11 protein-coding genes are annotated in these 11,012 nt (G+C 66.4%); 6 read left to right on the top strand and 5 right to left on the bottom strand.

All coding sequences use genetic code 11. The annotated features are described in order from the left end of the window. Positions 1-185 precede the first annotated feature (185 nt). Positions 186-1,535 carry a hypothetical protein gene (locus VFF99_RS08880; RefSeq protein WP_325017004.1) on the bottom strand — a complete coding sequence of 450 codons (1,350 nt, stop codon included), beginning with the start codon at positions 1,533-1,535 and terminating at the stop codon, positions 186-188. Between the two features lie 175 nt (positions 1,536-1,710). On the opposite strand from VFF99_RS08880, the gene VFF99_RS08875 reads away from it, so the two are divergent. Beyond that, positions 1,711-1,866, top strand: a complete 156-nt coding sequence (locus tag VFF99_RS08875) for a hypothetical protein (RefSeq protein ID WP_325017002.1) — start codon at positions 1,711-1,713, stop codon at positions 1,864-1,866. Positions 1,867-1,873: 7 nt separating this feature from the next. Here VFF99_RS08875 and VFF99_RS08870 read toward each other — a convergent pair whose 3' ends face one another. Further along, on the bottom strand, positions 1,874-2,911 hold the full coding sequence (locus VFF99_RS08870; RefSeq protein ID WP_325017001.1) for an RNA methyltransferase: 1,038 nt from the start codon (positions 2,909-2,911) through the stop codon (positions 1,874-1,876). 128 nt (positions 2,912-3,039) lie between these two features. Between VFF99_RS08870 and VFF99_RS08865 the strand changes: the two genes are divergently transcribed. The 3 genes from VFF99_RS08865 (at position 3,040) to VFF99_RS08855 (ending at position 5,578) form a co-directional block, all read left to right on the top strand. Then, entirely contained in the window at positions 3,040-3,597 is a 558-nt protein-coding gene (locus VFF99_RS08865; RefSeq protein ID WP_325016999.1) for a sugar O-acetyltransferase, read from the top strand. A gap of 104 nt (positions 3,598-3,701) precedes the next feature. Further along, positions 3,702-5,192: an amidase gene (locus VFF99_RS08860; RefSeq protein ID WP_325016997.1), complete on the top strand. Its 1,491-nt coding sequence runs from the start codon at positions 3,702-3,704 to the stop codon at positions 5,190-5,192. Between the two features lie 53 nt (positions 5,193-5,245). Further along, the gene (locus VFF99_RS08855) at positions 5,246-5,578 is read left to right on the top strand and encodes a DMT family transporter (protein ID WP_325016995.1); all 333 of its coding nucleotides are present in this window, start codon (positions 5,246-5,248) and stop codon (positions 5,576-5,578) included. Positions 5,579-5,683: 105 nt separating this feature from the next. Here VFF99_RS08855 and VFF99_RS08850 read toward each other — a convergent pair whose 3' ends face one another. Together VFF99_RS08850 and VFF99_RS08845 are read right to left on the bottom strand one after the other, a co-directional pair. Further along, a complete protein-coding gene (locus VFF99_RS08850; protein WP_325016993.1) occupies positions 5,684-6,655 on the bottom strand; it encodes a GlxA family transcriptional regulator in 972 nt (323 codons plus the stop codon). 38 nt (positions 6,656-6,693) lie between these two features. Continuing rightward, positions 6,694-7,278, bottom strand: coding sequence for a class I SAM-dependent methyltransferase (locus VFF99_RS08845; protein ID WP_325016991.1), 585 nt, complete (start codon positions 7,276-7,278; stop codon positions 6,694-6,696). 181 nt (positions 7,279-7,459) lie between these two features. On the opposite strand from VFF99_RS08845, the gene VFF99_RS08840 reads away from it, so the two are divergent. Further along, positions 7,460-8,485: an SDR family NAD(P)-dependent oxidoreductase gene (locus VFF99_RS08840; protein WP_325016989.1), complete on the top strand. Its 1,026-nt coding sequence runs from the start codon at positions 7,460-7,462 to the stop codon at positions 8,483-8,485. Here the strand turns inward: VFF99_RS08840 and VFF99_RS08835 are convergent. Next, a complete protein-coding gene (locus VFF99_RS08835; protein ID WP_325016987.1) occupies positions 8,482-9,402 on the bottom strand; it encodes an oxygenase MpaB family protein in 921 nt (306 codons plus the stop codon). The genes VFF99_RS08840 and VFF99_RS08835 overlap by 4 nt on opposite strands. A 218-nt stretch (positions 9,403-9,620) precedes the next feature. Here VFF99_RS08835 and VFF99_RS08830 point away from each other — a divergent pair, with 218 nt between their 5' ends. After that, positions 9,621-10,871 carry a DUF4214 domain-containing protein gene (locus tag VFF99_RS08830; RefSeq protein ID WP_325016985.1) on the top strand — a complete coding sequence of 417 codons (1,251 nt, stop codon included), beginning with the start codon at positions 9,621-9,623 and terminating at the stop codon, positions 10,869-10,871. Positions 10,872-11,012 lie beyond the last annotated feature (141 nt).

Here is an 11,012-nt window from a genome sequence, read left to right as displayed (position 1 = left end):
CTGTCATAAACACCTCAGGCAGGTCGACCTGCGGAACATCGCCTAAAATCGTGATCACATGTGTTACCTATGTCTCCCGACAGGTGTTACCCATGTGTCCCGGCTAAACACTGCGCTCTACCCACCCTACGGTTCTTTATAGAGGACGGTAGGGTGGGTAGAGCGCAGCGAAACCCACCGCGCATCTACCGATAGAACGCCCCGTACACATCGTTATTGCGGGAGCAGTTGCTGGGAACCCAGGCCGCCACCGCTTTCCCGCTCGATGCGTCCATCGCCAGCGCGTGGCCGTTGCCGCAGTTGTACGGGGCGAGGTTGACCACGCTGCTCCAGCTCCCGCTCGAGGCCGACCAGGTGGCGAACTGGGTGTGCGCGGCAAGCCATACCATTATCGCGTCGCCATTCTCGCGCAGGCGCACGACCGGCATGAATGCGCCGCGGTTGTACACGTTGACCGGGGCGCTCCACGCACCGTTCGCGTCCATCCTTGCGGCGAAGGCGTAACCGCTCGACGCCACCGCGACTTCCTGTTCCCAGGCGATGAAGCCGCCGCCATCGTTCAGCGCGGCGAAGGGGGCGAAGCTGCTGCCCGGCCGGTCCTCGATAGTCGCCGGCGCCGACCACGCGCTGCTGCCGTCAAAGCGGCTGGCATGCACGGAACTGCCGGTGCCGTCGTCCTGCAGCCAGGCCACCAATGCGTTGCCGTTCGGCGCTACCGCGACCGAGGGCATCGAAGCCGGTGCCGTCAGCGTATCGAGGGTGCGCGCAGGCGCAGCGGCTCCGGCGGCATCGATGCGTGCGGCGCGGATGTTATCGATGCCCGCCGTATCCTTCTCCACCCAGGCCAACAAGGCATTGCCCGCGGCATCGATGCCTGCCTGCGTCATGCCGGAGGCACTCGACGAGAGCCGTATGGGGTTGCGCCATGTGCCCGCGTTGAACGTGGCGGCGCTGACGCTGCCCGCCTCGCTCCACGCGGCTACGGCCCGGCCTTGCGCATTCATTGCGAGGACCGGATAGGAAGCGCCGGCAGCCGACGCGTCCAGCCGGACGGGCACGCTCCAGGTGTCGGATGCGTGGTTGTAGCTCGCCGCCCAGACATGGGGCCGGTCACCGGCCGTCGCGCTCCATACCGCAACGGCGTCGCCGGTCGCGGGGTTCATCGCTACCTGCGTCGCTGTCTGGAACCTGCCGTTGGCGCGCAGCGAGGGCTGCGTATTCATCTCCGGCAAGTCGATCGTGCGCGGGGCGCCGATGGTGGCGCTGTTCACATTCCCGTGTACCGCGAACACTGCTATCCGCGTACCGGTATCCTGGGCGAACACGGTGAGGGTTTCGCCATTGGCCGCGATCGCGACCGACGGATATTCCGCCTTCCCGGGCTGTTGCTCGAAGGGCGCATCAATGGTCCATGTCGGGGGCAGGCGCGTGCTGCTCGGGCTGAGCGTTGCCGCCGGTCCCTGCGCCTCGCCGCCGCCGCATCCCGCGGCCAGGGCGGCCGCGGCAAACACTGCCGCGCAAATCCTAGTACCCATGTCTTTCCTCATCTTCGGCATACCGGTGGGAAATGCCTATCGTAAGCGCCGCCCCCGGTGCGCCGCCACCCGCGCGGACTGACTTGCGGAGCCAGCCGCTTGACCCGGGAAGCCGCGAACCAATCGCGCGCGCGTCTGCCTCAGCAACAAGACATCCACGACCAAGGAGTGCATCATGAATACGGACAAGAACCAGGGCCGCGTGGCGGAACCGGCCGAAGAGGAAATCAAGAAGCACGGCGACCCGATGAAGCAACAGGTTGCCGAGGCGGCAGGGAAGGAGCCGCCGAAAGAGGAAAGGAAGCCGGACGAAGGAGACGGGGAACGCTGAATGCGTTTCAGGCGGCGCGCACCGGGATGACCTGCCGCTGCGCTTCCAGCGCGCGCGCCCTCAGCTGGCCGCAGCCACCGTCCACTTCCTGCGCGGCGGAATCGCGCAGCTTGGCCAATACCCCGCGACGGTGCAGGATACGGATCATTTCCCGGCAACGCTCGGTCGCCGGCCGCCGGAAGGCGAGGTCGGGCACCGAATTGTAGGGAATGATGTTGAGCACGCCGTATTTGCCTTTGAACAAGGCGACGATGCCCTCGATTTCATCCTCGCCGTCATTGATGCCGTCCAGCAGCGTCCACTGGTATTGCACCGGATAGGCGGTAGTGCGGCCGTACTGTTCGCCGAGCTCCACGAGTTCCTGCGGCGTCAGGCGCGGCGCGCGCGGCAGCAGTTTCTCGCGCAGCGCCGCCTTGGTTGTGTGCAGCGACAGCGCCAGCGCCGGCTTCACCGGCCCCTGCGGCAGCCGCTCGAACACGCGCGGGTCGCCGACGGTCGAGAACACCAGGTTCTTGTGGCCGATGTTGCCCTCGGTACCCAGCAGCTCGATCGCTTCCATCACATTGTTCAGGTTGTGGGCGGGCTCGCCCATGCCCATGAACACCACTTTTTTCACCGCGCGCTGCGTGCGCGCCAGCGCCACCTGCGCGACGATCTCGCCGCTGGTCAATTGGCGCAGCAGGCCGTCGCGCCCGGTCATGCAGAACTGGCAACCCACCGCGCAGCCGACCTGGCTGGAGACGCACAGCCCGCCACGCGGCAGCAGCACGCTTTCCACGGTCTGTCCGTCCTGCAGGCCCACCAGCAGGCGCGCCGAGCCGGGGTCGTCGGCCACCGGGTGGGAAGAGACGAGGCGCGCGATGTCCTTCAGCTCCGCCTCCAGCGCAGGCAGCGCGTCGCGCACGGCCTGCGGCAGGAAATCCTTCGGCCGGCGGCGGCCCTGGTCCCAGGGGCGCACCTGTATCCAGTCGCGCAGCACGCGCTGCTCGTGGACCGGGCGGGCGCCGAGGGCGCGCAGGCGCTGGCGGATGGATTCGATGTACATGGCGGGATCTGCGGATGGGAAGGACGGATTGTAAGTCCGCGCTCCGATTTTTCCAAACGCACGCCGCCACCGGCCGGAGGAACCTGGCGACACCGCCCCGGTCCTCCCTTTGAGGCCCCGGAGGGAAGATGAAGACCGAGAAGGAAAAAATGCTGTCCGGCGAGTTGTATGACCCGCTCGATCCGCAGCTCTGCAGCGAGCGCCGGCGCGCCCGCCTGCTGACCAAGGCGCTCAACGACACGCGCGACGACCAGGCCGAGGAACGCGCCCGTCTTGTCAAGGAGCTCATTCCCTCCGCCGGCGAGGGCGTCTGGATAGAACCGCCGTTCTACTGCGACTACGGCAGCAACATCCTCCTTGCCGGAAAAGTCTTCTTCAACTTCAATTGCGTGGTGCTCGATGTGGCCCCGGTGCGCATCGGCTCGGGCGTGCTGTTCGGGCCGGCGGTCCAGGTCTATGCGGCCACGCATCCGCTCGACGCCGACGAGCGCAGCGCCGGCCGCGAATCGGGCAAGGCCATCGATATCGGCGACGATGTCTGGATCGGGGGCGGCGCGATCATTTGTCCGGGCGTGCGCATCGGCAGCCGGTCGGTGATTGGCGCCGGCAGCGTCGTCGTCAAGGACATCCCGGACAATGTCTTTGCGGCCGGCAATCCCTGTGCGGTCCTGCGCCGCCTGGGATAGCGGAGCCGGCAAGACAAGAGATTGGCCCGGCCGGGCAAGACAAACTTCCGCCGCAAGCTGCGCGTGATTTACCATGGGGGACACCTGCCAGGGAGAGCGCTGCGATGACGATCTCATTCGACGAGTATGTCCGGTATGACGGGCTGGGCCTGGCCGAACTGGTCCGGCGCGGCGAGGTGCAGCAGCGCGAGCTGCTGGACGTGGCGATCCGGCGCGCCGACGAGGCCAACCCGAAGCTCAACGCCATCGTCCGCCGTTGCGATGAGCGGGCACGGGAAAGGGCGGCGCAACCGGCGGCATCGCAAGCACGTTTTTCCGGTGTGCCCTTCCTGGTGAAAAGCCTGTTCCAGGAAATCGCCGGCTTACCCAGTTGCGGCGGCAGCCGTGCGCTGGGCAAGGCGCCCGCCCAGGCATCGGCCGATGTCACCCGGCGCTGGGAGGCGGAAGGCTTGCTGATCTTTGGCATGACCAACACGCCCGAATTCGGCGCCAAGAACGTCACCGAGCCGCTCGCCCACGGCCCCACCCGCAATCCCTGGGACCTGGCGCGGACCACGGGTGGCTCGTCCGGCGGCTCCGCGGCCGCCGTGGCGGCGGGCATCGTGCCGGTGGCAGGCGGCAACGACGGCGGCGGTTCGATCCGCATTCCGGCGGCGGCATGCGGCCTGCTCGGGCTGAAGCCGGGGCGCGGCCGGATCTCGATGGGTCCGGCCGTCGGCGAGGCGCTGAACGGCTGCGCGGTGCAGGGCGTGCTCTCGCGCAGCGTGCGTGACAGCGCCGCGATGCTGGACGTGCTGCAGGGGCCTGAGCCGCACGCACCCTACCCGATGCCGCATCCCGCGCGCTCCTACCTCGACGCCATCCGTGCACCGCTGCGGCGCCTGAAAATCGGCTTCTCGACCGCATCGCCGATCGGAATGCCGGTGCATCCCGACGCTGTCGACGCGGTGCACGACGCCGCGCGCCTGCTGGAATCGCTTGGCCACCACGTCGAAGAAGGCGGCCCCGGCATCGACGGCAACCAGCTCGCGCAAGATTTCCTGATCCCGTGGTTCTGTTTCGTCGCCGCCACGGTCGACGAGATCCGCCGCAACAACGGGGCAGTGCGCCGCGACTTCGAGCCGGACACGCTCGCCATGGCCGACGCCGGGCGCAGCGTCTCGGCATCGGAACTGCTGCAGATACAGGGGCGGTGGCAAACCTACGTCACTGCGCTGGCGCGCTTCCACGCGCAATACGACTTGTGGCTGTCGCCGGTGCTGAGCGAACCCGCGCTGCCCATCGGGCACATGAAGACGCCGCAGTACCTGCACCTGGCCAACGATATCGTCAGCAGGGTCGGCCTTGCCGGGGCATTGCGCAAGACCGCCACCTTCCAGACGAACATCCTGAAGAACCTGGCATGGACCCCATTCACGCAGCTCGCCAACATCACGGGCAGGCCGGCCGTCTCGGTGCCGCTGTACTGGAACAGGCAGGGCCTGCCGCTGGGCGTGCAATTCCTTGCTCCGCTGGACGGCGAAGCGCTGCTGCTGCAGCTTGCCGCCGAACTTGAACAGGCGCGTCCCTGGTTCGACAAGCGCCCGCAAATCTGAATTCCGTCGCACGCTACAATCGTCTGCACTCCCATACGACACAAGGTGGTGCAATGAAGAACTGGCTATTCCTTGGCGCCGCAATCCTCGCGGAAGTGATCGCCACATCGGCGCTGAAAGCCAGCGATGGCTTCAGCAGGCTGGGGCCTTCCGCACTGGTGGTTGCCGGTTACGGCATCGCGTTCTATCTGCTTTCCCTCACCCTGCGCACTATCCCGGTCGGCATTGCCTATGCAGTGTGGTCGGGGGTGGGCATCGTTCTCATCTCGGCCATCGGCTGGTTCCGGTTCGGGCAGTCGCTCGATATGCCGGCCGTCATCGGCATTGCGCTGATCGTCGCGGGGGTGGTCGTGCTGAATGTTTTTTCAAAGTCGGTGGCGCATTAGGAAGGCATGGTGGGTTTCGCTGCGCTCTACCCACCCTACGATTCTTTATATAGGACGGTAGGGTGGGTAGAGCGCAGCGAAACCCACCATGCGCTTCACCAGGGGCTATCCGCGCAAGGCCGCCGGCGTGGTCCCGAACTCCCTCTTCACCAGTTTCCTGAGCGCTGTCCCGTCCTGATAGCCGACCTCGGCGGCGATCGCTTCGATCGATTTGGTCGTGGTTTCGATCAGGTGCGATGCGTGCAGCAATCGGCGGCGCTGGATGAACTTGACCGGCGTGACGCCCATGGCGGCGTCGATGCGGCGCGACAGCGTCTTCGGCGAGACGGCCAGCGCGGCGGCGAGCTGCGTGATGCTGATCGGACTGGAAAGATTGGCGTCGACCCAGCGCTCGGCGGCGATGACCGTGGGGTCGGCATGCTGGATGTGGGAGCGGATCATGTAGCGCGCCTGGGAGGGCCGCTGGTCGATGAGCAGGTAGCGCGAGCATAGGTGTGCAACGGAGGTGCCCATCGTGTCGGCGATCACCGCCAGCGTCAGGTCGAGCTGCGCGAAGGCGGAGCCGGCGGTGAGGCAGGGGCCGTCGCGCACCAGCATCTTGGTTTCGTCGAGCCGGATATCCGGGAAGCGCGCGCGGAATGATTGCGCCAGCCACCATGTCATCGTCGCGTGGCGGCCGGCGAGCAGGCCGGCCTGCGCCAGCAGGAAGACGGCCGAGCAGGAGGCGCCGATGCGCGTCGTGCGCGGCGCCTGGCGCAGCAGGTCCATGGCGGCGATGGCGTCCTTCTGCGTGAAGCGTGCATCGATGGCTTCATCCGTGGACAGGCCGAGCCCGGGAATCACGATCCAGTCGGGGCGTGCCGCGCCTGCCGCCACTTCGGCAACGCTGAGGTCCGTATCCAGCCGCATGCCATTGCCGGCGCATACCGTCTTGCGATGCCCCGCGACGAGCAGCCGCACGGCGCCGCCCTTGCCGCTGCGGGACTGGAAGGCCTGCGCGGCGCGGATCGTGTCCAGCGTGATCGCCAGACAGGAGTCCATGGCCCCTTCCAGGGCCAGTACGAGGATGGTTTTCATGTGTCCATTGTGGCATGAAACATGCCAGGACACACAGGTCAGGAAGCGAGCCGTTTCTGTTCGTCGGTGATGGTCCAGAAGTAGATGTTGCTGCCGAGGACGGTTTCCGTTTTTTCCGGCGGCCATTCGTCGCCCATATCGAAGGCGTGCGACACCACACGCGTGCCCGGCTTCAACTGTTTCCACAGCTGCGGCCGCAGCTGGATGTTGATGCTGTTGAGCAGGTAGAGCGTGACTACCGTGGCCTCCGAGAGGTCGGTCTTGAAGAGGTCGCCCACCATGAATTTCGTCCTGTTCGTGACTCCGGCGCGTTTCGCGTTGGCGCGCGCTTCACCGATGCGTTGCGGATCGAGGTCCACGCCCACGCCGCGCGCCCCGTAACGTTTCGCCGCGGTCACCACCAGGCGGCCGTCGCCGCAGCCGAGGTCGTACAGCAGGTCGCCTTTCTTTACCTGTGCCATCTCGAGCATGCGGTTGACCACGCCTTGCGGCGTCGGCACGTAGGGCACATCGAGTTGGCGCTCGGGTTCGCTCACGGCCAGCGCCGGCACGCCGGCAAGGCCGGTGACCGCCGCCGCGCCGAACCACTTCAAGAGCAGGCGCCGTTCGTCGTCATGCGTCATGTTGCATCCTTTCGCCAGTAGTGGGAGTCGTGGGAGTAGTGCGGGAGCTGCTGCGATGATTGCGGGGCGCAAAGGTTTCCACCGCCCGCGCGGCGCTGAATATGCATCAATCCGCATTGCCGCAGTACATGCGCGGTCGCCGGTATGCCTCTTGCATCGATGGCTGGAAAGGAGGCTTGCCATGCATTTTCCCAGACTCTTTCCCGTGTTATTCCTTGCGGCCCTGCAGCTTGCCGGCTGTGCGGCGCCGCGCCTGCAGCCGGCCGACGAGCCGCTGGTTGCCGGCAAGACCTATGTGATCACCGGCGCCTCGAGCGGATTCGGCCGCGGTGTGGCGGAAAGGCTGGCGGAGCTGCGCGCCAACGTCGTGCTGGTGGCGCGGCGCACGGGCTTGCTGAACGAGGTCGCGCAGAAGGCGTCCGCTGCAGGCGGCACGCCGCTGGTCGTGACCGCGGATGTGGGCAAGGCGGAGGATGTGCAGCGGGTGGCCGATGAGGCGGTGCGCCGTTTCGGCCGTATCGACGTGTGGATCAACAATGCCGGCGTCGGCGCGATCGGGCGCTTTGAAGACATTCCCGTCGAGGACCATGCGCGGCTGGTGGACGTGAATGTGAAAGGCGTGATTTACGGCAGCCATGCGGCGCTGCGCCGCTTCCGCGAGCAGGGGTATGGCACGCTGGTCAATATCGGTTCGGTGGAAAGCGAAGTGCCGATCGCCTACCAGGCCACGTATGCCGCCTCGAAGGCGGCCGTGCTCAGTCTAGGGCGGGCGATCAACGAGGAATTGCGCCTGGGCGGCATGGACAGGATCGCGGTATCGACGGTCATGCCCTGGGCGGCCGATACACCTTTCTTCCAGCACGCCGCAAATTACACCGGTCGCGCATCGCGCATGATCACGCTGGACGATCCGATGAAGGTGGTCGATGCCATCGTGTGGGCATCGCTGCATCCGGTCGAAGAGTTGCCGGTGGGCTGGAAGGCATCCGGCGCGAACTTTGCGCACCGTATGCTGCCCGATCTCGCCGAGCATATCTCGGGCAATGTTTCGCACCGCGTGCAGATGGAAAACGCTCCGCCCGGCCCGCGCACCGCAGGCACTCTGCATACACCGGTTCAGGCGGGCAGCGGCGTGGATGGCGGCATGCGCGAGCGCATGGCCGAAGAAAAAGCGCAGCGTTCCGCGGAGCGCGCGTCGGGCCGCTAGCGCGCGTAGAGATAGTCTTCCGGCAACCCGAGGCGGCGGCAGGCCTGCGCCGGCGGCGCGGCGCGCAGGGGGATGCGGTCGATGATGGCGCCGGCGCGCCGGATGAGCAGCCGTTGCCAGGGACGCAGGTCCCAGGCGGCGCCGAGCGAGAGGCGTTCGCGTACCCACTCCGGCAGGATCTCGATGGCGGCCTTCACCAGCATTTCCTGCACACCGGCAAGCGGGCGCGGCAACAGGCGGACGCCGCGCACGATATCGAGGAATTCGAAGATGACGGAGGAAGCTTCCAGCCGGTCGCGCATCATCGCGAAGTACAGGTCGCGTTCGTGCCCGGTTCGAGGCGTATCGTGCGCGCCGTACAAGCGTGCGGCCTCGACGCCTTCCTTGTGAAAGCGGCTGCGCGCGACTTCATCGACCGGATGCACCCAGGCATCGTAGGCTTCAAGAAATCCGAAGCTGGCCGTCGCCTGCACCCAGCGCAACAGTTCCGGATCATCCGCGCGGTAGGGCATCCCGTCATCGGTGGTGCCGTTGATGCGCGCATGCATCGCCACGACCCGGCGGATCATTTGCTCGGAGCGGCTGCGCGCGCCATACACCGTCATCATTGCCGACAATCCAGTGCGGCGAATGCGTTCCAGCGGATCGCCGCGGAAAGTGCTGTGCCCCCACACGCCCGCGCGCACGCGCGGCTCGGCCAGCTCGAGGATGACTGCGGCAACGCCGCCGACGAACAGCGACAGTGGATTCTTGAAGACTTGCCAGGAGATGGAATCGGGTCCGGTGAATGCGGGTTCGCCGGCGGGAGAAGTGAAATCGGCAACGAATCTCCGGTCGGCCTGGATGAATGCGCGGGTGGCGGCATCGAGCCGATCCTGGAGCGGCCGCGGCAGATGGATCGGACGTCGTCTTCGCATGCGTCGGTTCGCGGGGCAAGTCTCTCCAATGCGCAAGTCCTTGGCGCTTGCGCACTTTCTATAGAGGGCGTGGAGGGCGCTCGGTTCCGCGGGCCATGCGCTTAACCCGCATCAAACACCGCTCGGCAAGCGGCGGAACAGCCCATGTCGATCCTGATCCTACAAGACTTGCAAGTGCCCCGGGCGGTTCCAGGGCCAAGGAGATTCAGGAGATCAAGATGAAAGCTGCGTTAAGAACAAGAATCGTCACAGCTGCCAGTGTTTCCGTCCTGCTGGCGGCATGCGGGGGCGGAGACCCCGGCAACAGCCTCTCGGGAACGCCGTCGTCGCCGGCGCGCCTTGCTCCGGCGACGGTGGTCGGCAATGTCGCCACATTTGCCGGTCCGCGCGCCAACTACAACATCATCAAGAGCGCCAGCGGGTATACCGTGATCGACAACGTGGGAAGCGACGGCACCTCCAACCTTCCCGAGAGCATCGAGCGAATGCAGTTTACGGATGTCACGGTCAATCCCCGCATCGGCGCGCTGGCCGCGGGCATTCAGCCGGAAGAGCTGAAGTTGCTCATCGAGCTGTACATCGCCTTCTTCAATCGCGTGCCCGAAGCGGACGGCCTTGCCTACTGGATCGAAAAATTCAAGGCGGGAGAAAGCCTCGACCAGATTGCCGACCTGTTCTACAACGCCGCCGTGCAATACACCAACCTGACCGGCTATTCGGTGAACATGAGCCCTTCGGACTTCGTCAGGATCATCTACAGAAACGTGCTGGGTCGCACGGGGACGACGGCCCCCCCCGAGGAAGATGTGCAGTACTGGGCAGGCCAGCTTTCTGGCGGCACCGTCACGCGCGGCGTGCTGGTGCGCACCATGCTCGACTCGGCGCACAGCTTCCGCGGACATTCCGTATGGGGATGGGTGCCGGCGCTGCTCGACAACAAGTACACGGCCGGGCATTACTTTGCCGTGCAGCAGGGCTTGAACTACAACACGCCCGAGATATCGATCCAGCGCACCATGGCGATTGCTGCCGCGGTCACGCCCCAAGGCATAGAGGCGGCATTGCGTGAAATTCCGGTCACGTCGGGAACAGCGCCTGTCGATCCTGCCACGCAGGCTCCCATTCCGCCGGCGACGACGCCGGCTCCTGCGCCGGGCGTGACGCCCGCACCCGGCGCTCCGGCACCTGCACCCGGAACGACACCGGCGCCAGGAACGACGCCTGCACCGGGCACGACACCGGCGCCAGGAACGACGCCTGCACCGGGAACGACACCGGCACCGGGCACGATGCCTGCACCGGGTACGACACCGGCACCAGGAACGACGCCGGCACCGGGCACGACGCCGGCACCGGGTACGACGCCGGCACCAGGCATAACACCGGCACCGGGTACGGCGCCTGCGCCGGGAATAACACCTGCGCCGACGATGACACCCGTGCCAGGAGTGACGCCGTCTCCGGCGTGATTACCGCCCGTCCATTTCATAGGCCGGCAGACGCCTCAGTTCGTCGGCCGTGAAGCGGGCTTGCTGGAGTTGGGCGACTAGCGCCTGCCGTTCACCGTCGGACAGTCCCGCACTGGCGCCGAGCAGGCGGTCACGTTCGGC

The organism is Noviherbaspirillum sp., from assembly GCF_035654295.1.
In the GTDB taxonomy this organism is placed as follows: Bacteria; Pseudomonadota; Gammaproteobacteria; order Burkholderiales; family Burkholderiaceae_D; genus Noviherbaspirillum.
This window is presented reverse-complemented; position numbering and strand designations above follow the sequence as displayed.